The organism is Polaromonas sp. P4_H1 (assembly GCF_056400945.1).
Window position 1 is genome coordinate 225,255 of the sequence record NZ_JBFUKG010000001.1, and the last position, 23,716, is coordinate 248,970.

16 protein-coding genes are annotated in these 23,716 nt (G+C 65.3%); 7 read left to right on the forward strand and 9 right to left on the reverse strand.

The genetic code is table 11. From position 1 onward, the window contains the following. Positions 1 to 19: 19 nt before the first annotated feature. The 3 genes from secD to AC1DS5_RS01055 all read right to left on the reverse strand — a co-directional run bounded on the left by secD (position 20) and on the right by AC1DS5_RS01055 (position 6,105). Positions 20 to 1,894: a protein translocase subunit SecD gene (secD, locus tag AC1DS5_RS01045; RefSeq protein WP_477716389.1), complete on the reverse strand. Its 1,875-nt coding sequence runs from the start codon at positions 1,892 to 1,894 to the stop codon at positions 20 to 22. 69 nt (positions 1,895 to 1,963) lie between these two features. Then, positions 1,964 to 2,305: a preprotein translocase subunit YajC gene (yajC, locus tag AC1DS5_RS01050; protein ID WP_477716733.1), complete on the reverse strand. Its 342-nt coding sequence runs from the start codon at positions 2,303 to 2,305 to the stop codon at positions 1,964 to 1,966. A gap of 236 nt (positions 2,306 to 2,541) precedes the next feature. Next, entirely contained in the window at positions 2,542 to 6,105 is a 3,564-nt protein-coding gene (locus AC1DS5_RS01055) for an indolepyruvate ferredoxin oxidoreductase family protein (protein WP_477716390.1), read from the reverse strand. Between the two features lie 177 nt (positions 6,106 to 6,282). Between AC1DS5_RS01055 and AC1DS5_RS01060 the strand changes: the two genes are divergently transcribed. Next, a complete protein-coding gene (locus tag AC1DS5_RS01060) occupies positions 6,283 to 6,774 on the forward strand; it encodes an Lrp/AsnC family transcriptional regulator (RefSeq protein WP_477716391.1) in 492 nt (163 codons plus the stop codon). A 112-nt stretch (positions 6,775 to 6,886) separates the two neighbouring features. Beyond that, entirely contained in the window at positions 6,887 to 7,561 is a 675-nt protein-coding gene (locus AC1DS5_RS01065) for a hypothetical protein (RefSeq protein WP_477716392.1), read from the forward strand. Positions 7,562 to 7,595: 34 nt separating this feature from the next. On the opposite strand, the gene AC1DS5_RS01070 is transcribed toward AC1DS5_RS01065, so the two are convergent. Both AC1DS5_RS01070 and mltA read right to left on the reverse strand, forming a co-directional pair. Then, positions 7,596 to 7,934, reverse strand: a complete 339-nt coding sequence (locus AC1DS5_RS01070) for a hypothetical protein (RefSeq protein ID WP_477716393.1) — start codon at positions 7,932 to 7,934, stop codon at positions 7,596 to 7,598. A 56-nt stretch (positions 7,935 to 7,990) separates the two neighbouring features. After that, positions 7,991 to 9,112: a murein transglycosylase A gene (gene mltA, locus AC1DS5_RS01075; protein ID WP_477716394.1), complete on the reverse strand. Its 1,122-nt coding sequence runs from the start codon at positions 9,110 to 9,112 to the stop codon at positions 7,991 to 7,993. On the opposite strand from mltA, the gene AC1DS5_RS01080 reads away from it, so the two are divergent. Next, positions 9,105 to 9,323 carry a hypothetical protein gene (locus tag AC1DS5_RS01080; protein WP_477716395.1) on the forward strand — a complete coding sequence of 73 codons (219 nt, stop codon included), beginning with the start codon at positions 9,105 to 9,107 and terminating at the stop codon, positions 9,321 to 9,323. The genes mltA and AC1DS5_RS01080 overlap by 8 nt on opposite strands. Before the next feature lie 10 nt (positions 9,324 to 9,333). On the opposite strand, the gene AC1DS5_RS01085 is transcribed toward AC1DS5_RS01080, so the two are convergent. From AC1DS5_RS01085 to AC1DS5_RS01100, 4 genes are read right to left on the reverse strand one after another with little or no spacing between them, the layout of a single operon-like run. After that, positions 9,334 to 9,960, reverse strand: a complete 627-nt coding sequence (locus AC1DS5_RS01085; RefSeq protein ID WP_477716396.1) for a response regulator transcription factor — start codon at positions 9,958 to 9,960, stop codon at positions 9,334 to 9,336. 10 nt (positions 9,961 to 9,970) lie between these two features. Then, positions 9,971 to 12,106, reverse strand: coding sequence for a two-component system sensor histidine kinase NtrB (locus AC1DS5_RS01090; protein ID WP_477716397.1), 2,136 nt, complete (start codon positions 12,104 to 12,106; stop codon positions 9,971 to 9,973). Between the two features lie 11 nt (positions 12,107 to 12,117). Further along, the gene (locus AC1DS5_RS01095; RefSeq protein ID WP_477716398.1) at positions 12,118 to 12,924 is read right to left on the reverse strand and encodes a carbon-nitrogen hydrolase family protein; all 807 of its coding nucleotides are present in this window, start codon (positions 12,922 to 12,924) and stop codon (positions 12,118 to 12,120) included. 2 nt (positions 12,925 to 12,926) lie between these two features. Beyond that, complete coding sequence (locus AC1DS5_RS01100; protein WP_477716399.1) at positions 12,927 to 17,162, reverse strand: YhdP family protein; 4,236 nt, start codon at positions 17,160 to 17,162, stop codon at positions 12,927 to 12,929. A gap of 81 nt (positions 17,163 to 17,243) precedes the next feature. Between AC1DS5_RS01100 and glnE the strand changes: the two genes are divergently transcribed. From glnE to AC1DS5_RS01120, 4 genes are all read left to right on the forward strand, one after another. Beyond that, positions 17,244 to 20,123 (forward strand): bifunctional [glutamate--ammonia ligase]-adenylyl-L-tyrosine phosphorylase/[glutamate--ammonia-ligase] adenylyltransferase, encoded by a 2,880-nt coding sequence (gene glnE, locus AC1DS5_RS01105; protein WP_477716400.1) that lies wholly within the window; start codon positions 17,244 to 17,246, stop codon positions 20,121 to 20,123. 92 nt (positions 20,124 to 20,215) lie between these two features. Then, entirely contained in the window at positions 20,216 to 21,004 is a 789-nt protein-coding gene (locus AC1DS5_RS01110; protein ID WP_477716401.1) for a CerR family C-terminal domain-containing protein, read from the forward strand. Then, positions 21,001 to 22,452 carry an efflux transporter outer membrane subunit gene (locus tag AC1DS5_RS01115; protein WP_477716402.1) on the forward strand — a complete coding sequence of 484 codons (1,452 nt, stop codon included), beginning with the start codon at positions 21,001 to 21,003 and terminating at the stop codon, positions 22,450 to 22,452. Before AC1DS5_RS01110 ends, AC1DS5_RS01115 begins: the two co-directional genes overlap by 4 nt. A 66-nt stretch (positions 22,453 to 22,518) precedes the next feature. After that, on the forward strand, positions 22,519 to 23,715 hold the full coding sequence (locus AC1DS5_RS01120; protein WP_477716403.1) for an efflux RND transporter periplasmic adaptor subunit: 1,197 nt from the start codon (positions 22,519 to 22,521) through the stop codon (positions 23,713 to 23,715). Position 23,716 lies beyond the last annotated feature (1 nt).

The following is a 23,716-nucleotide window of genomic DNA, read 5'->3' on the forward strand; positions in this document are numbered from 1 at the left end:
CAGGAAAAAGATGCCGGGATCATTTCGCCACGGCGCCGGATGTGGCGGGCCGCCACACTGTGCCGATGGACACCGTCTTGAGCTTTTTCTGCCGGCCATACCAGAGGTTGACCAGGCCACGCGAGAAAAATACCGCGGAGAACATGCTGGTCAAAATGCCGATGCAGTGCACCACGGCAAAACCGCGGACCGGACCCGACCCAAAGGCCAGCAGGGCCAGGCCCACAATCAGGGTCGAGGTATTGGAATCCAGAATGGTGGCCCAGGCCCGCTCATACCCCGCATGAATGGCGGCCTGCGCAGAAGCGCCATTGCGCAGTTCCTCGCGCACGCGCTCATTGATCAGCACGTTGGAGTCGATGGCCATGCCCAGTGCCAGCGCCATGGCCGCCATGCCTGGCAAGGTCAGGGTCGCCTGCAGCATGGAAAGCACCGCGACCAGCAGCAGCAGGTTGACGGCCAGCGCCAGACCGGAGAACAGGCCGAACAGCATGTAGTACGCCGCCATGAAGGCCACAATCACCACAAAGCCCCAGGACACGCTGTGAAAGCCCTTGGAAATATTGTCGGCCCCCAGCGTCGGGCCGATGGTGCGCTCTTCAATGATCTCCATGGGCGCGGCAAGGGAGCCCGCGCGCAGCAGCAACGCCAGGTCATTGGCTTCCGTCACGCTCATGGAGCCGGAAATCTGGAACCGGTTGCCGAGTTCGCTCTGGATGACCGGCGCGGTCAGGACCTCGCCCTTGCCTTTTTCAAACAGCAGGATGGCCATGCGCTTCTTGAGGTTCTCGCGGCTGGTATCGCGCATGATGCGGCCGCCTTTGGCATCAACCGTCAAATCCACTTTGGGCTGCTGGTTCTGCGAGTCAAAGCCGGGCTGGGCATCCGTGAGGTTCTCGCCGGTCAGGATCACCTGTTTCTTGACAATCACCGCCTGCCCGTTGCGCTCGAAGAAGCGCTCGGTACCAAACGGCACGGCGCCGGTGTTGTTTTCCGCGGCGCGCGCCTCGGCGCTGTCTTCCACGAGACGCATCTCCAGCGTCGCCGTACGCCCGAGGATGTCCTTGGCCTTGGCCGTGTCCTGAACACCCGGCAATTGCACCACGATACGGTCCAGGCCCTGCTGCTGGATCACCGGCTCGGCCACGCCCAGTTCGTTGATCCGGTTGTGCAGCGTCACCATGTTCTGCTTGAGGGCCTGATCCTGGATCCGGCGTGCCGCCTCGGGCTTGATGCTGGCCGTCAGCTTGTATTCCGTGCCCTCCGGGACATCGACGGTCTGCAGGTCCGGAAACTGGTCCTGGATCAGCGCCTTGGCAGCGTTCAGGGTCTCGCTGTCGCGCACCTTGATGTCAATGACCTGGCCATTGCGGCTGATGCCACCGTGGCGGATATTCTTTTCGCGCAGCGACAGCCGGATGTCGCCCGACAGTGACTCGGCCCGTTTGGTCAGCGCCGCCTGCATGTCCACCTGCAGCATGAAATGCACGCCACCACGCAGGTCCAGCCCCAGGTACATGGGAAAAGCATGCAGCGAGGTCAGCCAGGCGGGCGAGCGCGACAGCAGGTTGAGCGCGACCACGTAGGCAGGATTCGCGGGATCGGGCGAGAGCGCCTTTTGAACGGCGTCCTTCGCCTTGAGCTGGGTATCGGTATCGCCGAAGCGCGCCTTGACCGAATTGCCATCGAGGGCGATGACATCCGCCGTGATGCCCACATCCTTCAGCGCCTGTTCCACCTTCGCCATGGTCGTCGTGTCAATCTTGACCGTGGACTTGCCGCTGGAAATCTGCACTGCCGGCGCTTCGCCAAAAAAGTTGGGCAGGGTGTACAGGGCTGCGATCAATAGCGCAACCACAATAATGGCGTACTTCCAGGCCGGATAACGATTCATGAGGGGGCTGTTCCTGGTGAACGGATGAACAAATTGAGGCCCGGCGGGCCTCAGGGGGTCAGCAAGACCTTACTTCGCGGCGCTCAGGGCGCCCTTGGGCAGCACCTGGACGATGGCGCTGCGCTGCAGCTGCACTTCAACGCCGGGGGCCAGCTCCAGGGACAGGTACACATCACCGAGCTTGGTCACTTTGCCAAGCAAACCGCCTGCGGTAGCGACTTCATCGCCTTTGGCCAGCGCGTCGATCATGGAGCGATGCTCTTTTTGCTTTTTCATCTGTGGGCGGATCATCACGAAATACAGCACCACAAACATCAGCACCAGGGGAAGCATGCCTGTCAGCGACGACAACATATCGCCTCCCGCGGCGGCGGCGGGAGCGGTTTGGGCAAAGGCAGAAGAAATGAACACGGCAAACTCCACAACGATTGAAGGAAACACTGGCAGGCGCCCCGGCCGACGGGCCAGAGCGCACAGTCCATGATTGTATGCGGCGAGCGGCCGACAGGAAAATGCACCCGGCACCTTGCCGGGCATTTCATTTTCAGGCCATGTCGGCACGCAGAAGCTGCCCGCCGGGAGGCTGCTGCGCCTCCCCGCGGCAACGGCCCGGGGGCTCTGCCGCGCCCCCGTCCGGCACGGCGCGCCTAGGCGGCCTGCTGCGCGGGGGATGCCGGCTGGCGAAAGGCCTGCCTCAGCGCCGCCCATTGCGGCCGCGCGGTTTGCAGGTGGCGCGCCTTGACGTGGCCATACCCCTTGATCAGCTCGGGAATCCGCGCAATTTCCACGGCCAGTGAATGGTTTTGAGCGGTCAGGCCGGCCAGCACCTCCTCCAGGCTGGCCCGGTACTCATCAATCAACGCGCGTTCCATCTTCCGCTCTTCGGTGCGGCCGAACACATCCAGCGGCGTGCCGCGCAAGCCCTTGAGCCGGGCCAGCACCTTGAAGCCTGTCAGCATCCAGGGTCCGAACTGCTGCTTTTGCAGTTCGCCCTTGTCATTTTTGGATGCGATCAGCGGGGGCGCCAGGTGGTAGTTGAGCTTGAAGTCGCCCTCAAACATGGCATTGACCTTGCCGAGAAATCCCGCATCGGTGTGCAGCCGCGCCACTTCATACTCGTCCTTGTAGGCCATGAGTTTGAACAGGTACCGGGCCACGGCCTCGGTCAGCGTGGTCTTGCCGAGGGGCGCTTCCGCCAGCCGCACCTTGTCCACAAACGCCTGGTAGCTCCGGGCATAGGCGACGTTCTGGTAGGCCGTCAGGAAATCCACCCGCTTGCCCAGCATCTCGGCCAGGGAAGGCTTTTTCACAAACTCGATCACCTGCGCCGCCTTGAACAGGGCCTGTACCGCGGCCAGGTCATGCGCGCAGCGACGGCCCCATTCAAAGGCCGCCCGGTTGTTCTCGACCTGCACGCCGTTGAGTTCAATGGCCCGCATCAGCGAGGCATGGGACAGCGGCACCCGGCCTTTTTGCCAGGCAAAGCCCAGCATCAGGGGGTTGGTGTAAATCGAGTCGCCAATCATCTGGACTGCCACCTGCTCGGCGTCAAAGCTGCCCAGCAAGTCAGCGCCCACTGCGGCCGTCACGGCACTTTCGCAATTGCCACCCGGGAATTGCCAGCCCGGGTTCGTCACAAAGGCCGCCGTCGGCGTACCGTGCGAGTTCATCGCCACGTAGGTGCGGCCCGGCTGCATGACGGTGAGTGTGTACTTGCTGGCAGCCACGATCGGATCGCAGCCGATCACCAGGTCGGCCTTGGCGGTATCGACCTTGGTGGTGTAAATGGCCTCGGGCCGGTTGGCGATCTGGATATGACTCCAGGTGGCGCCGCCCTTTTGCGCCAGCCCGCCGGCATCCTGAGTGACCACCCCTTTGCCCTCGAGGTGGGCAGCCATGCCCAGCAACTGGCCAATCGTGATGACACCGGTGCCGCCAACGCCGCCCACCACGATGCCCCAGGCGTTTTCAGCCACGGGCAGCACGGGTTCGGGAATCGCGGGCAGGCTGGACAGTCCACCCTTTTTGTCCTTCTTCGGCTTCTTCAGCTGGCCGCCTTCCACCGTGACAAAGCTGGGGCAAAAACCCTTGACGCAGGAGTAGTCCTTGTTGCAGGTGTTCTGGTTGATGCGGCGCTTGCGGCCGAATTCGGTTTCCAACGGTTCCACCGACAGGCAGTTGGACTGCACCGAGCAGTCGCCGCAGCCTTCGCAGACCAGTTCGTTGATGACCACGCGCTTTTCCGGATCCGCCAGGGTGCCGCGCTTGCGGCGCCGGCGCTTTTCGGTGGCGCAGGTCTGGTCGTAAATGATGGCGGTCGTGCCCTTGAGCTCGCGGAACTCGCGCTGGATGCGGTCGAGTTCGTCGCGGTGATGCACCGTCACGCCCTCCAGCAACCTGGCGCCCTGGTACTTTTGCGGCTCGTCGGTGACGATCACCAGTTTGGCCACCCCTTCGGCGAGCAGGCTCTGCATGATCTGCAATACCGAGTGGCCCTCGGGCCGCTCGCCCACCTGCTGGCCGCCGGTCATGGCCACCGCATCGTTGTAGAGGACCTTGTAGGTGATATTCACGCCGGAAGCAATGGCCTGGCGGATCGCCAGCAGGCCGCTGTGAAAGTAGGTGCCGTCGCCCAGGTTGGCAAACACATGCTGGTCGGTCGTGAATGCCGCCTGGCCCACCCAGGTGACGCCTTCACCGCCCATCTGGGTGAAGGTGGAGGTGGAGCGATCCATCCAGGTCGCCATGTAGTGGCAGCCAATGCCGGCCACGGCGCGTGAGCCTTCAGGCACACGCGTGCTGGTGTTGTGCGGGCAGCCGCTGCAAAACCAGGGGGCCCGCTCGCCGGTGTCGACCGTGACGTCGGCGAGCGCACGTTCCCGCGCTTCGATCACGGCCAGGCGCGCATCCATACGCGCCACAATGTCCGCGGGCACACCCAGTTTTTTCAGGCGTTTGGCAATCGCCTTGGCGATGATGGCCGGCGTCAGGTCGGCCTTGGCGCGCAGCAGCCAGTTGTCGCTCGGGTTGGAGCGGCTCCATTCGCCGCCCGAGGCGTCGCCTTCAGGCTCGTCAAACTTGCCCAACACATTCGGGCGCACGTCGGCGCGCCAGTTGTAAAGCTCTTCCTTGATCTGGTATTCAATGACCTGGCGCTTTTCCTCGACCACCAGGATCTCCTGCAGGCCTTCGGCAAAGTCGCGCGTGATGGTGGCCTCCAGCGGCCACACCACATTGACCTTGTGCAGGCGAATGCCGAGCTGGTGGCAGGTCTCTTCGTCCAGCCCCAGGTCGACCAGCGCTTGGCGCGTGTCGTTGAAGGCCTTGCCGCTGGCGATCACCCCGAAACGGTCTTTCGGCCCGGCAATGACGTTGTAGTTGAGCTTGTTGGCGCGGATGTAGGCGAGCGCGGCATACCACTTGAAGTCCATCAGGCGCGCTTCCTGCTCCAGCGGCGGGTCCGGCCAGCGGATGTGCAAACCACCCGGCGGCATTTGGAAATCTTCGGGGATGACGATCTTCACGCGGTCCGGATCGACCAGCACCGAGCTGGACGACTCCACCACCTCCTGGATGGTCTTCATGCCCGACCAGACGCCTGAAAAACGACTCATGGCAAAAGCATGCAGCCCCATGTCGAGGATGTCCTGCACGCTGGACGGGAAGAAGACCGGCAGGCCGCAGGCCTTGAAGATGTGGTCACTCTGGTGCGCCGCCGTCGAGCTCTTGGAGACATGGTCGTCGCCTGCAATGGCGATCACGCCGCCGTGTTTCGCGGTGCCGGCCATGTTGGCATGCTTGAACACATCGGAGCAGCGGTCCACACCCGGGCCTTTGCCATACCAGATTCCAAACACACCATCGAATTTTTTGCTTTGGGGGTACAGGTCCAGTTGCTGCGTGCCCCAGACCGCGGTAGCGCCCAGTTCTTCGTTGACGCCGGGCTGGAACACGATGTTTTGCGCGGCCAGATGCTTTTTGGCCGCCCACAGCGCCTGGTCATAGCCGCCCAGCGGCGAGCCGCGGTAGCCGCTGATAAAGCCGCCGGTGTTCAGGCCGGCGATGGCGTCGCGGGTGCGCTGCAGCATGGGCAGGCGAACCAGCGCCTGCACGCCGCTCATGAAGGCGCGGCCATGATCCAGGCTGTATTTGTCGTCCAGCGTGACGGTCTCCAGGGCCTTGCGAATGTGCTCGGGCAGGGGGGCGTTCATGTTCGGGTCTCCTGATGGGTAATGCCGCCTCATGGGCAGGTCTGGATAAGGCAAGGCCGGGATAGAACCAAGCCTCTAACTGAATGCAAAGTGTAGGACGGACGGCGAGATATGTCTTTGCTTTCTTTGCCTGTTTTAGGGTGTACAAAGAAAGGATCTTGCTGGAAAATAGGAAAAATGGGACATTTAGATAAGTTTGACATAGCCATCCTGAATGAGTTGCAGAGCGAGGCGCGCCTGACCAACACCGAACTCGCGTCGCGCGTCGGCCTGTCGGCCGCGCCCTGCTGGCGGCGCGTGCGGGCGCTGGAAGAGGCCGGCTTCATCACCGGCTACCGGGCCGAAATCAACCGCCACAAGATAGGCTTGGGGGTGCTGGCCTTTGTCCGGCTGGATGCGGACCGCAACAGCGGGGACGCCACGCGGCAACTGGAAGAGGCCATCAAAAAACTGCCTGAAATCATCGCCTGCCACTACATCAGCGGCACGGGAACCTTCGAGCTGCAGGTGGTGGCCCAGGACCTCGAGGCCTTCAGCAAGTTTGCGTTGCAAAACCTGATCAACCTGCCCAATGTGAAAGACCTGCACACCAGTTTCTCGCTGGGAGAGGTCAAGGCCAGCAGTGCGCTGCCGCTGGGGCATCTGGCGCGCACGGCATCTGAATCATAAGAATCCACTGCGGCCCCTCTATCTCGCCACCCCCCGGCTACCAATTCAACAGCAACAGCAACAACTTTCAGCCCGAATCCCTTTCGGACAAGCTGCAGCAATGGAACGCAACATGGCCCACCTCCTTCGATTCCCCAGACAATTTTTCCTCCTGCTTTTCACGCTGCTGGCCCCCGGCCTGCAGGCACAGCCCGCTACTCATTCCATCGCAAACCCGGATCCCCTGCCGATGCGCAACCTGCAAATTGAGGTGCGGCAACTGCGGGGCAGCGACCGGGGCCAGCAGGCGCTGGACGCCCAAGGCGGCGTGCTGCTGCAACCCGGCCATTCCGGCGCCACGACCCACATCACCGCGCAAAACAGCCAGCGCAGCGACACACGCGACCTGGTGCAGCGGGTGCTGGTGCTCAATGGCCGGCCTGTCGCCATCAACCTGGGCAACACCACACCGTTGAGACTGTTGCAGGCCTTTGTGCAAAACGGCGTGTTGCGCTACACGGCAAGCACCGTGCTGATCGACACCAGCAGCGGCTTTTCAGCACGGCCCGTCTGGCGCGGCGGCAACAGCGCGGAGCTTGAACTGGCCGCCGTGCAATCGCGCCCCGGCTCGGTGGGAGCGCTGCCGTCTTCGTCATCCGCGAGCACCTCGCTGGCCCTGCCGCTGGGTGAATGGGTCACTGTGGCGCAATCGGATGATGTGGCAGTGGCCAGCAGCAGCCTGGCCGGCGCGGGGCAGACTTCGGGCCGGGAGACATTGAAAGTCGAGGTGCGGATTTCTGTACGTTAGGCGCCAGGCAAGCCACACGCCAGGTGCTTGGGGCTCAGTCCCGCACGCAGCGCGCCGCCAGCGGCAACAGCGGATAGTGCAGCACGGCCTCTCGGCCACTGGCGCCCAGCCCAAATTCGGCCCGCATGCGCGGATTGCCGTACACCGTCTGCTGCGGCCCCTGGCCGCCGGCGTCGCGGTACAGCACGTCATAGCCGCGCGTGCCGTCCAGCACCGCGGTGTCATCGATGAACCGGGCCGTGAACTCAATGCCTTGCTCACAGCGGTAAAGCGGCCCCGGCGACTGCCAGCCTCGGCCCGCACACGCGGCCAGCATGGCCAGTCCCGCCAGGGCCATCAGTCCGCCGATCCGTTTGCCTGCAGGCCTGTTCATGATGCGCATCCTGTGCTCTCTGTCTTTGTGTCTGTCCGATCCGGCAGCCTCGCAGCCTATTTTGGCCAGAGCACCCACAGCCGCAGCGGCTGGTTCATACGCGCCGCCAGCAGGCCGGCCTCCGGCCCGGTCCCGGCGAAATAGTCCGCCCGCACGGCGCCCACAATGGCGCTGCCCGTGTCTTGCGCCAGGACCAGCTTCTGCAAATTAGCCGCCCCACCGCGGGACGCCAGCCACACCGGGGTGCCGTAGGGAATGCTGCCCGGGTCGACCGCAATGGAGCGCCCCGGCGTGAGCGCCACGCCCTGCGCCCCTTTGGGACCAAATGCCGCGTCAAGATCGCTCAGGGGCTGCTCCTGGAAGAAGGTGTAGCGCGGGTTGCTCCAGAGCATCTGCTGCACGCGCTGCGGATTTTTCGCGGCCCATGCCTTGGTGGACTCCACCCAGGGCACCACCATTCGGCCTTCGCCCTGGTCTTGAAGCCACTGGGTGACGCTGCGAAACGGCTGCTCGTTGGAGCCGGCATAAGCCACCCGCACAACGCGCTGCGACCCGTCGGGCTCGGTGAGGTTCAGCCTGCCTGAGCCCTGGATGTGCAGCGACATCGCCTCGACCGGGTCTGCCAGCCAGGCAATCTCGCGCCCCCTCAGTGCAGACTTGGCCTCGGCCAGGGTATCGATTTCCTGCCGCGAAAACCATGGTTTGCGGCTTCCCAGCGATACAGGCGGGCGGTACAGCGGCACCTCATAGCCCGCGCCAGGCTGACGACTCGCCTTGAGAACGGGTTCGTAATAGCTGGTCAGCAGCCCATCGGCCGCGCCCTGCAGGCTTTCAACCCGGTAGGGCTGCAGGCGGCTCACCATCCAGCTGCGCTGCTCTTCGGCCGAAGCGATGCTCAAGCGCCGGACTTCACCGCACAAGGGCGCAAAAGCCGGGCCGGGCCGTTCGCAGCTTTTGAGCCAGGCGTTCCAGGCCTCGAACAGCTGGTCCTCTTCAAATCCCGGCAACTCGGTCCAGCGAACGGGCACCCAGCGGCTTTTTCCCTGTACCAGGGGCTCCGGCAACGTGCCGGATACAGCGGGCGCCGCAACCGGTGGTGGCGATGAAGGCGATGAAGGCAACGGAGACGACGGCGGATAGGAAGGCGGACTGGCACAGGACGCCAGCAGCATGGCCATGGCGATAATCGGGGTGAATCGCACCGATCCCCGCGAAACCCTATTTGCAATCCAAGGAAATGTCATGGCCCTACTTTTGCTCGAAGCCCTGGGGGCGTTGCTGCTGCTGGTGTTCATTGTGTGGTGGACCATGTTTTCAGGCCGTAAAAATGGCGAACTGAAAGGCGATTCGGCGCCCCCCGCCGCAGACCCTGGCGCCGATAAGAAATAAGCCGGTCCCGCTACAAATTTCGCAGCAGATTGGCCAGCTCCACAGCCGATTTGACCCCCATTTTGTCAAAAACGCGGGCACGGTGAACTTCCACCGTCCGCACACTGATGTCCAGCTGGTCGGCCACCAACTTGTTGGGCAGGCCGCCCACCACCAGCCGCATCACGTCCCGCTCGCGGTCGGTCAGCCCGTCCAGCCGCGCCTGCAGGCCGGTGGATTCGCTGTGCTGGGCCAGTGCCGCCGCAGAATACCTGAGCGCCTGTTCGATGCGGTCGACGAGCGCATTGTCTGAAAACGGCTTTTCACAGAAATCAAAAGCGCCGCGCTTGACGGCATCGACGGCCGTCGGCACATCCGCATGGCCCGTCAGGAAAATCACGGGCAGGGTCGGCAGCAAGCCGTAGGCAATCAGTTTTTCAAACATGGCCAGGCCGCTCAGCCCCGCCATGCGCACATCAAGCAGCACACAGGACGGCGACTTCACCTCAAACCGCTGCGACACCCGCGCATCAAAGGCCTCGGCGCTGTCAAAGGTCTCGCTGGGCAAGCGGCGCGAACGCAGCAGCCAGGCCAGCGCATCGCGCACGCTGGCGTCATCGTCGACGATATAAACCGTGGCATTTTGTATGGGTTCCATGGTGCGTACTCTAGGTCATATCGGCCACGGCACTGGCGCCGGCGCCATCAGGAGCGTGGATATGGTCATGGCCATCCTGCGCCAGTGCCACCGGCAGGGTAAAGCTGAAAATCGTACCGCGCGGCTGCGCGGCTTCAAACCCCAGGAACCCGCCGTGCTGCTCTATCACCGTGCGGCACAGGCTCAGGCCCAGGCCCATGCCTTCCTCCTTGGTCGTGAAGAAAGGCGTGAACAGCTGCTCGGCGACTTCACGGGAAATGCCCTCGCCGCGGTCAATCACCGCAAATTCAACCCAGCGGCTGTGCGCATTGGAGGCCGCCGGCCGGATACGCAGCGTCAGCACCCTTTCGCGCTGGTCTGGCGCTTGCGTCTCGTCCACGCCCTGCATGGCCTGCATGCCGTTGCGCGACAGGTTGAGCAGCACCTGCTCGACCATGGTGCGGTCGCACAGGACCGGCTCGCAGGCCGCGTCCACCTCGATCACCACGCGCACGCCCAGTTTGCGCGCCTGCAGGCTCACCAGCGGCATGATCGCATCGAGCAGGGCACGCGGCTCCACCGCTTCGCGCACCTGGTCGCGCCGCCGTACAAAATCGTGCACACTTTTGATCACCTTGCCGGCGCGTTCGGCCTGCTCCGCAATACGCCGCATGGCCAGTTGCAGATCTTCGGACAGAGGTGGTGCCGTCGGGCCCGCATCCGGCCGGCCCGGGGAAGCATTCACCGCCGGCGCCATCTCGCCCTGCAGAAGATTGAGCGAACCGGTGGCGTAGCTGGAAATGGCCGCCAGGGGCTGGTTGAGCTCGTGGCTGAGCAGCGAGGCCATCTCACCCACCATGGCCAGCCTCGCCGTGGCCTGCAGGCGATCCTGGCTGGCGCGCGAGAGCTCTTCAATGCGGCGCTGCTCGCTGACATCCAGAATGGCGCTCATCCAGCCGGTGTGCTTGCCGACGGCGTTGATGAGCGGCGCCTCCATGATGAGCACCGGAAAGCGTGTGCCATCCCGCCGCATGAACACCGATTCGTGGCCCTCGCGTGGCAGGTTGCTGCCGGACAGGCGAATTTCCTGGCGCTGCTGGTACACGCCCGCCAGTTCGGGAGGCCAGTATGGCGAGGGGAAGCTCTGGTTGAGCAGGTCCTTGGCGTCCACGCCCACCATCTTGCAGAACGCCGGATTGACATAGGTGATGCGCCCCTGCAGATCCCGCGCGCGCAGGCCCGTCAGGACCGAGTCCTCCATGGCTTTGCGAAAGGCCAGGGCCTCGCCCAGGTCATGCTCCACCTTCAGGCGCCGCCGCATGTCACGGGCCAGCAGGAACAGCACGAGCAGCAAGGCCACCGACATCGCCGTGACCAGCGCCGTCAGCACATTGGGAAACAGCGCGGGAGTGCCGAGCCGGCTTTCCATCCTCACCACCAGTGTGTTGCCCGGCAGGTCGAGCAATTGCTGGGCGATGTAAACCCGGCTGCCGCGCGAAAGCACGCCATGCAAAGCCAGGCGCGTGCCATCGGCCTCCGTGAACGAGAGGCCCACACCGCGGGCCAGCTGCTTGCCCACCAGTTCACCCAGGATGTCCTGCAGGGAGTAGGTGGCCACCACATAGCCCGTCAGGCGGCCCGCCACCACGATTGGCAGGCACATGTCCAGGACTTCCAGGCCCAGGCCATCGTTTTGCGGCATGAAATAACTGGTGGAATAGGCCGACCCGCTCAGGCGGCGAGCCGTGGTGCAGGTCAGGTTGACATCGGCCTCCATGCCCTGACGGCCCAGGCGCTCAAAAACCGAGGCGCGGTAGGGCGTCTCGACAAACCCCAGAACCTCCAGCGTCTCGCCGCGCCACTCCAGCCGCATGATCTCGCGGTGCTCGCGCAGCAGCTCGGCGGCGGGTGCATGCCAGGCGGCGGGCGTGCGCTCGGTGGACTGCAAAGCCTGGAAAGCCTGGATGTTGCGGGTCAGCCCCGAACGGATGTCCGTGACGGTCTCTCCCGCATCGTGCTCCAGCCGGCTTTGCACCATGCTGGACTCGTAGCGCCCGGACAGCCAGACGAGAATCGCCAGCAGCGTCACCACCAGCGCCAGCAGCAGGGCCCAGAGCGACCAGCGCCGGCTGGCCCAGCTGACACCGTTCAGCAGCGGAAAATTCACGCCGGCTACCTTCACAGCACGCCATGCCGCAAGGCGGGCAAACGGCTGCGCACGCCCTCCAGGCCGGCGTGCAGAACCTCACCCATCACCACGGCCGCGCCTTCCGCATGCTGCGCCAGAATCTGGCCCCAGGGCTCGACCACCATGGTGTGGCCCCAGGTGCGGCGGCCATTGTCATGCAGACCGCCCTGGGCCGCCGCCACCACATAGGCCTGGTTCTCAATCGCGCGTGCGCGCAGCAGCACCTCCCAATGCGCCTGCCCGGTGATGTAGGTGAACGCACTGGGCACCAGCAGCACATCCGCTTTCAGCGCGCGGTACAGCTCGGGGAAACGCAGGTCGTAGCAAACGCTCATGCCAATGGTGTAGACATGGCCGTCCTGCGAGGCCAGCTCAAAGCGGACCGGCTCGGTGCCCGGTTCCAGCACGCGGGTTTCGTCGTAGTCTTCTTTTCCCTGCGCAAAACGGAACAGGTGGATCTTGTCGTAGCGCGCCACGCATTGGCCCGAAGGAGCGTAAGCCAGCGAGCAGTTGCGGGCACGACGGGGATCGGCGGTCGCCATGGGAAGCGTGCCGCCGACGATCCAGATGCCGAGTTCGCGCGCCGAACGGCTCAGGAACGACTGGATGATCCCTTGGCCTGCCGTCTCCTGCACCTGAAGTTTGTCTGTGTCCTTCAGGCCCATGATGCAAAAATACTCGGGCAGCACCGCCAGCTCCGCGCCCTGCGCGGCGGCCTGGGCCAGCAACTGGGCGGCTGTGTCCAGGTTGTCCTGCAGCTGGACGCCTGACACCATCTGGATCGCAGCGACTTTCATGATCAGCGGGTCTCCGTGGAAGTATCGCCGGCCTTGCCCTCCGATGCCGCCCTGCGTTCAATCTTGGTGATTTTGGGATCGGACCAGGTGCCGTCAATGTGGAATTCCTGGGTGGCCGCCTGAATCAGGGGACGGCGCAGGAACATCTGCGCCAGGAAGCTGCCCAGGCCAATGGCCGGATTGATGGCCGTGGCAATCAGCGAGGCCGTGCCGGCGTTGATTTCAGGCACAACGACCACCTTGATGTCCTGTGTCTCGCGGGCGATGTCGGCGCTGCCCTCCATCAGCACGGCAGCATTCACGCCGCTCATCTGCAGGTTGTTGGTGTGGGCCAGACCCTGGTTGATATTCACATCGCCGCGGACGAAGTCAAAGGCAAAACCTTCGGAGAAGACATCGCGGAAATCCAGCGTCAGGCGCCGGGGCAGGGCCTGCAGGCTCAGCACGCCCAGCAGCTTGGCAATGCCCGGATCCGCCTTGACAAACTGCCCCGATTCGACGTTCACGTTGAACTGCCCGCTCATGCTCGGGTAGTCGAAGCTCAGCGGAGAGCCGATCCAGGCCACCTGGCCTTCCAGCTTGCCCTTGCCGCGGCGGATCACTTCACCCATGCCAAAGCGCTTGAGCAATTCACCCGAATCGGCAATGTCCAGCCGGAAGTTCATCACGGTGCGGCGACGCTCCGCGCTGGCCCGCGCGGCGCGCGGTGCGCCACCCGCAGTCGGCGCGGTGCCGGCCTGCGTGCTCACCGCTGCCCAGTTGCCTGTCGCCGTGAGCACGGCTTCGGGCATGATCACATTGAACTTGTTCAAACGCCACTCGCGGGTGCTGTCGCGGACTGCGGCGGAAGCCCCCCGGTTGACCGCATCAATTTCAACCCGTCCAAGCTTCTTGCCGCGCAGCTCCAGATCCTCCACCACGATGTCCAGGGCCGGGATACTGGCGGGCTGCTCATTCAGGATGGCCTCCACGTCGCTGGCCGTGCCTGGCGCCAGGCTCAACCGCGACAGGCGCGCATACACCCGGCCCGCACCAGCACCGCCAGCCTGGCGGAATTCGACATAGCCGTTGAGCTCGGACGCATCGATATTGGCGCGCCAGGTCAGGCCTTCGCGCGAGCCGCCGACCACCACGTTGTTCAGCTTGCGGCCTTCCACCAGCAACTCCCTGGCCCGTATCGCCATCACGGTGGGCAGGTAGCTCAGGCCGGCACTCCCGGTCGCTGGCGTGGCGGCGGCGGGTGCGGGTGTGGTCGAGGCCTCGCTGCCACCGGCTGAGCTGGCGAGGATTTTCTGCCAGGCATCGAGATCGACCCGGGCCAGGCTGATATTGGCAAGCACGCCGACGTCCTGCAGGGGGGCGGTTTCACCGGCCTCCAGCCCCACGCCGATGGCGCCACGCATCACGCGAGGCTCAGCGCCGCTCAGGTCACGCACGTAGATGATGGACGCAACCCGCCCGACAGTGACCGACAGCTGGTCCTGCTGCTTTTGCCCCGGATTCAGCGAGTCGCGCAGCAGGACATTTTCAAAACGCAGCGGCAACTCGGCATCGGCCGCTTTACCCAGAGGTGCCGGCAAATTCAGGGCCAGGCCCTGCAGGTTGCTGGAGACCGCGACCTCGGCCACGCCTCGCCGGAAACCCAGTGAGGCGGAATAAGCCGTTGCGCCACTGGCGTTTTCCGCCATGCGCGCGATAAAACCCAGTTCATGCGCCTGCCGCAAGCCCTCGGCCGAGAGCGTGCCCTGCGCCTTGAAAGCCACGCTGCTTTCGACCTCGGCACTCCCCGGGGCGGGACGCGCGCCGCCCCGGGTGCCGCCATCGAAGCGGACGTCACCGCCCAGCGCGCGCGCCTGCGCGCCCGTCACCGTGAAACCGCGTTCGCTGATGGCCACCGTGCCCCTGAGTTTCGCCAGCAGGGGCGTAGCCGGCGAGAACTGCACGTCGTTGCCGGGCAGGACGATGCTGCCCTCTACCCGCGATTTGTCGATCGAATGGATGGGCAGACTCAGGCGGAAGCGGTAGTCGCCCACGCCGGTTGCCGTGGCCTTGGCCAGCGCCTGGTCCGTCATGCCACCCACGGGTGAGGTGTTGACAAAGCCCAGCGCGTCGGACAGGGCCCCCTTGAGATCGATGGCCACCTCGACCGTGGCGTCCTTCATCAGGTCAGGAATGCGCGCAGAGCCCTTGACCAATTGCAGGCCCGGCAGGCCGGCTACTTTGCCGGTGGCGCCGTTCACTTCCAGCGCGGCACGGTTGAAAACAAGTTCTCCGTTGAGCTCGGTGAGGGCCGGCCAGGCGGGCGCATTCGGCCCCTGCAGGGATTTCGGCACATAGGCAAAGTGCCCGTTACGCACTTTGGCGGACACCCGGAAATCCCCCAGGGCCGGGTTGGCAAACGGCAGGTGATTGACCGGCCCTTTGACCTTGAATTTCACATCGCTGACCTGGCCCTGCACCACGGCATCCCGCACATAGTGGCGCACCGGCGCGGGCAGCACCAGCGGCAAATAACGGTGCACCCGCGAGCCATCGCCGCGGCTCAAACTGCCCTGCAGATCCAGCACGCCCGGAAACCGGTGATCTGCCGCCGTGCCGGCGGGTGCCGCGCCCGGCGCCGCATCCTCGGTGCGCCAATGGACTTGCGCCTCACCCTGCGCATCGGCATTGGCGAACTGCAGGTTGCGCAATTGCACCTCGATTTTGCGGCCCGAGAATTTCCACTGGGAGTCCACCGACAGCTGATCCAGCGGCAGCCGCGATTCCTCAAATACGCCGGGCAGGTCCAGCGCGCCATGAAGTATTTTCACCTTCGCCTGTCCGCCCTCGTGCGTCAGGTCAAAGTCAACGGCCGCACCGCTGATGCCCGGCCGGCCGGGCTTCTGCAACATCGCACCCGCTGCAGATACGCCGGATACCGGCAAGGCATCAAGGCTCAGCCCTGTCACGCGGCCTTTTGCGGCAAAGGTGACGGGCGCGTCGAGCGGCCCCTGCCAGCGGGCTTCCACCGCTTCGACCAGTCCCTGCGGCACAAAAGAGGAGATGAGCGCATGCGTTGGGCTGTCCAGCGGCAGGCGATTGGCGATCTGGGCCAGTGCCGCAAGGTCCAGCTTGTCGGCCTTGAGTTCGCTGCGCGGCTGCGCCCCCGCTTCGGCGCTGGTATGCACCAGCGCCATATTGCCGCCGGGCCACTGCAGACCGTCACGGGTGCGAAACCGCAGGCCCTCGGTGTTGAAATCAAACCCGTTGGCACGCTGCCTGCCGCCAAAGCGCCCGGCCACCGAGTCGAATGCCAGGGGCTCAAGCTTGCGCCCCAGCCTGGCATCCACGTCCTGCAGGGCCACATCGGCCGTTCCGCCGGTGACCTGCCCCTTGCTGACATCGGCCCAGGCACGCAAGGCGCCGTGACCCCGCGTCAAATCCAGGCCCAGCGATTCCAGGCTGGCATATTGCTTGAGGCGCGACAGATCGACCCGGCCGGATTCGGCATACAGCTGTCCCGCCCAGCCGCGGAAATCACCCGCATCGCGCGACAACAACGACTGCCGGAAAATGCCCCTCAGGGTGAAGCGGTCACCCCACCCGGCAGGCGGCGTGGCATCCAGGCGCATCAGATGCCGGTGCCGGGCATTTTTCATGACCCAGTCGACCTGCGTCAATGCCAGCGGCGGCGCCTGGCGCAATTCGTCGGTCCAGCGCACGGTGCCACCTCGTATGACGAACTCGGTCTGGGAAAAAAACCAGTCGGCCATGGCGCGCTGGCCGGCGGCCTGGTCCCGGGAGACATCCAGCCCGCCCACGTAAATCTTGCCGTCGGCGGTGCGGCGGATCTCCAGCTCGGGCTTGTCGATGTAAAGCTGCTCAAAGCCCAGCCCCAGCAGCGAAGAGGGCGACAGGGTGCCCAGCAGGCGCGGCAGGCGCAGCGCCTCGCGCCCCTGCGCATCCAGCAGCGCCACGCCTTGCAGCTCAAACGAGGGAATCATCCCCTGCGAGTGGGCGGTGATCTGGCCAATCCGGACGGGCACCCCCAGCGCCTTGCTGGCCTCTAGTTCCAGCCGCGGACGGAATTCCCCGATTCGCGGCACAATCCAGCCATGCAACACCAACCAGCTCAGGCCAAAGAGCAGCCAGACCATCGCGACCAGCCACAGCGAGAAGCGCGTGAACAAAGCGATCCATCGCAGGCGTCGGGACGGCAAGACTGGCGGGGCGGACGGGCTGGGTATGGTGGGCTCCATTGACATGAGAATTATGACCGCCGGTGCCATGCTTCGCCCGGCCGCGCGGTGGAAAACCATGAAGTTTTGTGAACTAGTGTGATGACCGTCGCCTCAACCGCCCGCCCCGAAACTCCCGCCGACCCAGGGTCGCCAGCCTCGGCTTATTCCCGATTTGTCCAACGCATTCGCCGCCGCTACGCAGAGCAGATGCACCTGCTGCCGGCTGGAGCGCCTGTGCATTCCACCATGCAGGTCGCGCTGGATGCGCTGCTGGCCAGCGGCCTGGAGACCGGCGCGGCACTGCGGGTGCTGCGGCAACTGGTGATGGAACGGCTGGTGGTGCTCGACTGCGACGGTCAGATGGCCCCCACGCTCCCCACTGTGTGTGCCTCCGGCGATTCGCTGCCCCTTGCACCAAAGACAGGGGCTGGCCTTGCTTGGGGCGGCCCGGCGCTGGCGGCCGTTGCCACCGCGAGTACCCCCGGCGTTGCGCTGCACGTCGTGACCCGGGCCATGACCGAACTGGCAGAACTGGCGCTCGATGTGGCCATGCGGGACTCCGCCGGAATGCTGGACGCCTTGCATGGTGCTCCGCAGGCCCCCGAGGGCGGCCGCGCCCGCATGTGGGTGGTGGGCATGGGCAAGCTGGGGGCGCGTGAGCTCAATGTCTCCAGCGACATCGACCTGATTTACGTGTATGACCACGACGGCGAAACCACCGGCCGCAGCGACGGCCGCGGCCAGATATCGAACCACGAATATTTTGCACGCCAGGTCAAGACCGTATTCGGGCTGATCGGCGACGCCACCGAGCACGGCTTTGTGTTCCGGGTGGATCTCGCACTGCGGCCCAATGGCAATTCCGGACCGGCAGCCGTCTCGCTCAGCGCGCTGGAAGAATATTTCCAGGCCCAGGGGCGCGAATGGGAACGCTTTGCCTGGCTCAAGAGCCGGGTGGTCGCGCCCCTGGAATGCATCCAGAGCGGCTCGGCTCAGGCCCTGCGCGGCTCCGTACTGCCTTTTGTCTTCCGGCGCTACCTGGACTACAACGTGTTTGATGCCCTGCGCATCCTGCACCGGCAAATTCGCGAGCATGCAGCCAAGCGCTGCGCCGGCCACCCCGAGCGCGCCAACGATGTGAAGATATCGCGCGGCGGCATCCGCGAAATTGAATTTACCGTGCAGTTGCTGCAGGTCGTGCGGGGCGGGCAATTCCCCGAGCTGCGCACCCGTCCCACCGTCGATGCGTTGCAGCGCGTCGCACGTGCCGGGTTGATGCCCCAGGAAACGGCCGATGCGCTGACGCGCGCTTACGACTTCCTGCGCCGTGTCGAGCACCGCATCCAGTATCTGGATGACCAGCAAACCCACGTCCTGCCGACCCGCGACGACGATCTGGCCTGGATTGCGCACACCCTGGGTTACAGCAGCTGCTGCCCGTTTCTCAGCGAACTGGACGCCCACCGCGAGCTGGTTGCCGGGGAGTTTGACAAATTGCTGGGCGGCAAAACCGACTGCAAGGGTTGCGGCAAGGCGGCCGGAACCAACGGGTCGGCGCCGCAGCAACTCGACGAATTGCTCGAGCAGCTGTCCGAGCAATGGCCGGAGCAGTTTCGCGCCCGTCTGGCGCTGTGGCGCCAGCATCCCCGGGTGCTGGCCCTGCGCGAGGAGTCGCGCGCGCGCCTGGTGCGCCTGGTGCAGCGTACCGCGTTGTGGCTGCGCGAAGGCAGCGTGACCGAAGAAGCCGCCGTCCGCATCATCGACTGGATAGAGCCGCTGCTCAGGCGGGAAAGCTATCTGGCGCTGCTGCTGGAGCGCCCGGCGGTGCATGAGCGCCTGCTGCGGCTGCTGGGTGCCGCCAAATGGCCGGCCCGCTACCTGTTCCAGCATCCCGGCGTCATTGACGAGCTGGCCAGCGATGAGCTGTTGCGCGAGCGTTTTGACAGCGCCGCCTTCATCCGGGAGTTGCAGCAGCGGCTGGCCGCGCTCAGGCGCACCGGCGAGGACGATGAGGAAACCTGCCTGAACCTGCTGCGCCGCGCCCACCATGCCGAGGTTTTCCGTACGCTGGCACGCGATGTGGAAGGGGTGCTCACGGTCGAGCAGGTGGCCGACGATTTAAGCGCGCTGGCGGAAGCGGTGCTGGACGTCACCGCCGGCTGGTGCTGGCAGCGCCTCAAGAACCGGCACCGCGAGATGCCGCAGTTTGCCATCATTGCCTACGGCAAGCTGGGCGGCAAGGAGCTGGGCTACGGCAGCGACCTGGACATTGTGTTCGTCTATGAAGACGAGGCCGAGCAGGCGCCCGAGGTCTATGCGGCTTTTGTGCGCAAACTGATCAACTGGCTGACCATCAAGACCGCGGAGGGCGACCTGTTCGAGATCGACACCGCCCTGCGCCCCAATGGCAATTCAGGGCTGCTGGTCACCAGCTTTGAAGCCTATGCCAGGTACCAGCAGCAGCGCGGCAGCAACACCGCCTGGACCTGGGAGCACCAGGCCATGACACGTGCGCGCTTTGTCCTGGGTGACGAGTCGCTGCGCCAGCGCTTCGACCAGGTGCGCGAAGCGGTGATCACCGCACCGCGTGACGCCCACGCCTTGCGCCATGAAATCGTGGCCATGCGCGAAAAAGTGCGCGCCGCGCATCCGGTCAAGTCCGACAGGTTCGACATCAAGCACAGCGATGGCGGCATGGTCGACGCCGAATTTGCGGTGCAGTTTCTGGTGCTGTCCGAGTCTGCGCAGCATCCGGAGCTGGTCGGCAATGTCGGCAACATCGCCCTGCTGCAGCGCGCCGAGGCCGCCGGCCTGCTGCCCGTTGGGGTGGGCCAAGGCGCTGCCAGTGCCTACCGCGAACTGCGTCGGGTGCAGCACAAGGCCCGCCTGAATGAAGAGCCAACCCAGGTCAGCCCGCCGGCGCTGCAGGCCGAACGCGATGCCATCCAGGCGCTCTGGACGGCGACGTTCAAGCAGTGAAGGAGTGCCGCGCTCCACGCGGTTGTGGTGCAACAGCAGATCAGCCGATTTAATTAAATCAATCGATTGATCTATGTGCTTTAATACGGCGCATGACTTCCAGCGCCCGCACGCCCTCCACCACGCCAGTTTCACGCCCGCGCCGCGCCGTCCCCGGCAGCGCAGTGGCATCACTCCCCGCCAGCGAGCTGCGCAAAAAACAGCGCTCGGACGGCGCCGAAGCCCGGCAGCAACTGCTGCATACCGCGCTCCGGCTGTTTGCCGAAAAAGGCTTTAACAAAACCTCCACCCGCGAAATTGCGCTGGCCGCGGGCGCCAACATCGCCTCGATCAGCTATTACTTTGGCGACAAGGCCGGACTCTACCGTGCGGCGTTCACCGAGCCGATGGGCTGTGCCGACAATGAAATCGGGCAGTACGACCAGCCCGATTTAACCTTGCAGCAGTCCTTGCAAGGGTTCGTCACCAGTTTTTTGGCCCCGATGAAACAGGGGGAACTGGTGCAGCAGTGCACCCGTCTGCACTTTCGCGAGATGCTGGAACCCACGGGGGTGTGGGCCGAGGAAATCGACAACGGCATCAAGCCCGCGCATGCGGCGCTGGTGGCCGTGCTGGGCCGGCATTTGGGGATTGACCAGCCCGATGACGACCTGCACCGGCTGGCCTTCAGCATCACCGGCCTGGCCTTGCAGCTGTTCATCACGCGGGACGTGGTGCAAGCCATCCGGCCGCAGCTGCTGGACCAGCCGCAGGCGATTGACACCTGGGCCGGCCATCTGGTGGCTTATGCAGAAGCCATGGTGGGCATTGAAGCGGCACTGCGCCAGACCGCGGCGCAATCAACAGCCACCGCAGCAACTGGCACGAGAAAAAAAACATGAAACCACCCTCGTTCACCCGTTCGCTCATCATCTGCAGCCTGCTGCCTTTGGCGCTGGCCGCCTGCGCCACGCACCCGGCACCCAGCACGGTGTCGGCAGCGCTGCCTTCGCAATGGTTTGCGCCGCTGCCGCACAACGGCACCCTCACCGACCTCACGCAATGGTGGCAACAGCAGGGTGACCCGCTGCTGGTCGAGCTGATTGCCGCCGCCCAGGCGGTCAGCCCCTCGATTGCCACGGCGCGCTCGCGCATCGAGCAGTCACGCGCCACGCGGGTGGCGGCTGGTGCGGCCTTGCTGCCCTCGCTGGATGCGTCGGCCAGCGCCAGCCGCGGCCGTTCGCAGCCGCCGACCGGCGCTGGCGCGGCGCCGATCACCACCACCACCCAGGCCGGCCTGCAGGCGGCCTGGGAAATCGACGTGTTTGGCGGCAACCGCGCCGGCCGCGATGCGGCCACCGAGCGCCTGGCCGGTGCCCAAGCGCAGTGGCACGACGCCCGCGTGTCGGTCGCCGCCGAGGTGGCCAATCAGTACTACAGCCTGCGCACCTGCGGCCAGCTGGAGGCGGTGACACGCGCCGACGCGGCCTCGCGCCAGCAAACCGCGCAGCTGTCGGACCGCAGCATGCAGGCCGGTTTTACCGCGCCCGCCACCGCGGCCTTGGCGCGCGCCAGCGCGGCGGAAGCCAGCGGCCGCGCCACGCAGCAGCGCGCCCAGTGCGAGCTGGACCTCAAGGCACTGGTCGCCCTGACCGGCCTGGCAGAGCCGGATCTAAGGCAAAAAGTGGCTCTGGCCCCCGAAGTACGGACACAAGCAGCCATGATGTCAATCGCGAGCGTGCCGGCCGACGCACTCGCCCAGCGCCCCGACGTGTTCAACGCCGAGCGTGAAGTGACCGCCGCCAGCGCCGACATTGGCAGCGCGCAAGCCCAGCGCTACCCGCGCCTGAGCCTGAACGGCTCGATCGGCCGCTCGAGTTTTCGCGCCGGCGGCGTGACGACCGACCTGACTACCTGGTCTATCGGTCCACTGGCGCTAACGCTGCCCCTGTTTGACGGCGGCCAGCGCGCCGCCAATGTCGATGCGGCCCAGGCACGTTACGAGGAAGCGGCCGCGCTGTACCGCGCCCGCGTGCGGCAGGCCGTGCGTGAAGTCGAGGAAGCGCTGGTCAACCTGCAAAGCACCGCCGCGCGCGAGGGCGACCTGCAAACCGCGGTCGCGGGCTACCGGGCTTCGTTCACCGGCACCGAAGCGCGTTACCAGAGCGGCCTGGCCAGCCTGGTCGAGCTCGAGGACGCGCGCCGCACCTTGCTGGCCGCCCACATCACGCTGACTTCCCTGCAACGCGAACGCATGGCGGCCTGGGTGGCGCTGTACCGCGCCATGGGCGGCGGCTGGACGCCGGCCACCACCACCACGAGCGCCACTGCCAGGACCGCCGGCGGCTAAAACCCTTCACCACTGCACCTCGCACTGCCCATTGCCTGTACTGCCATCGCCTGACCTCCCAACACCATGAAAAAACTCAAACTCAAGCCGGCCGCCCTGATCGCCCTCGTGGTGATCGCCGTTGCCGCCGGCGCTTTCTTTGTCTTTTCTTCCGGCAAGCCCGATGCCGCTGCAGCCGGCACCAAGCCCACCGCCAAACCGGCGCTCACCGTCACCGCCGCCCAGCCCGAGCCCACCCGCCTGCCCATCAGGCTGGCCGCCAATGGCAGCATCACGGCCTGGCAGGAGGCCATCATCGGTTCGGAGTCCAGCGGGCTGCGCCTGACCGAAGTGCGCGTCAATGTCGGCGACGTGGTGAAAGCCGGCCAGGTGCTGGCGACGTTTGCCACCGACAGTGTGCAGGCCGACGTGGCGCAGGCCCGGGCCAGCCTGCTGGAAGCCCAGGCCAACGCGGCCGATGCGGCGGCCAACGCCGAACGGGCGCGCACGCTGCAAAACTCGGGCGCCCTCAGCACCCAGCAGATCAACCAGTACCTCACCACCGAGCAAACCGCCAAGGCGCGCGCTGAAGCGGCCCAGGCGGTGCTGGCCGCGCAGCAGCTGCGCGGCCGCCAGACGCAGGTGCTGGCGCCCGACAGCGGCGTGATCTCGGCGCGCACCGCCACGGTGGGCGCTGTGGTGGGCAATGGCGTTGAGCTGTTTCGCATGATTCGCCAGGGCCGGCTGGAGTGGCGCGCGGAAGTCACGTCAGCCGAGCTGGGCCGCATCACTGCCGGCACGACGGCCATCGTGCGCCCCGCCAGCGGCGGCGAGCTGAACGGCCGCGTGCGCATGATTGCGCCCAGCGTCGATCCGCAAACGCGCTCTGCCCTGGTGTATGTGGATTTGCCCTCATCGGCGGGCAAGGGCTCGCCGGCCAAGGCCGGCATGTTTGCGCGCGGGGAATTTGACCTCGGCGCATCCAACGCACTGACAGTGCCGCAACGCGCGCTGGTGGTGCGCGACGGTTTTAACTATGTGTTTCGCCTCGGGATCGACAACCGCGTCAGCCAGCTCAAGGTGCAAACCGGGCGGCTGGCCGGCGAGCGCGTCGAGGTCGTTTCGGGCTTGCCCGCCGATGCGCGCATTGTGGTCAACGGCGCGGGCTTCCTGAACGACGGTGACCTGGTGCGGGTCAGCGAAGAAGCCGCATCAAGCCAGGCCGCAGCGCCGACATCACCGTCACCGTCACCGTCAGCAGCATCATCAAAAGCTGTCAAATAAG

Coding starts and splice junctions, on each gene's coding strand:
- secD (WP_477716389.1), bottom strand. CDS start 1,894: ATGAATCGTTATCCGGCCTGGAAGTACGCCATTATTGTGGTTGCGCTA.
- AC1DS5_RS01055 (WP_477716390.1), bottom strand. CDS start 6,105: ATGAACGCCCCCCTGCCCGAGCACATTCGCAAGGCCCTGGAGACCGTC.
- AC1DS5_RS01060 (WP_477716391.1), top strand. CDS start 6,283: ATGGGACATTTAGATAAGTTTGACATAGCCATCCTGAATGAGTTGCAG.
- AC1DS5_RS01065 (WP_477716392.1), top strand. CDS start 6,887: ATGGCCCACCTCCTTCGATTCCCCAGACAATTTTTCCTCCTGCTTTTC.
- AC1DS5_RS01070 (WP_477716393.1), bottom strand. CDS start 7,934: ATGAACAGGCCTGCAGGCAAACGGATCGGCGGACTGATGGCCCTGGCG.
- AC1DS5_RS01080 (WP_477716395.1), top strand. CDS start 9,105: ATGGCCATGGCGATAATCGGGGTGAATCGCACCGATCCCCGCGAAACC.
- mltA (WP_477716394.1), bottom strand. CDS start 9,112: ATGGCCATGCTGCTGGCGTCCTGTGCCAGTCCGCCTTCCTATCCGCCG.
- AC1DS5_RS01085 (WP_477716396.1), bottom strand. CDS start 9,960: ATGGAACCCATACAAAATGCCACGGTTTATATCGTCGACGATGACGCC.
- AC1DS5_RS01095 (WP_477716398.1), bottom strand. CDS start 12,924: ATGAAAGTCGCTGCGATCCAGATGGTGTCAGGCGTCCAGCTGCAGGAC.
- AC1DS5_RS01100 (WP_477716399.1), bottom strand. CDS start 17,162: ATGGAGCCCACCATACCCAGCCCGTCCGCCCCGCCAGTCTTGCCGTCC.
- glnE (WP_477716400.1), top strand. CDS start 17,244: ATGACCGTCGCCTCAACCGCCCGCCCCGAAACTCCCGCCGACCCAGGG.
- AC1DS5_RS01110 (WP_477716401.1), top strand. CDS start 20,216: ATGACTTCCAGCGCCCGCACGCCCTCCACCACGCCAGTTTCACGCCCG.
- AC1DS5_RS01115 (WP_477716402.1), top strand. CDS start 21,001: ATGAAACCACCCTCGTTCACCCGTTCGCTCATCATCTGCAGCCTGCTG.
- AC1DS5_RS01120 (WP_477716403.1), top strand. CDS start 22,519: ATGAAAAAACTCAAACTCAAGCCGGCCGCCCTGATCGCCCTCGTGGTG.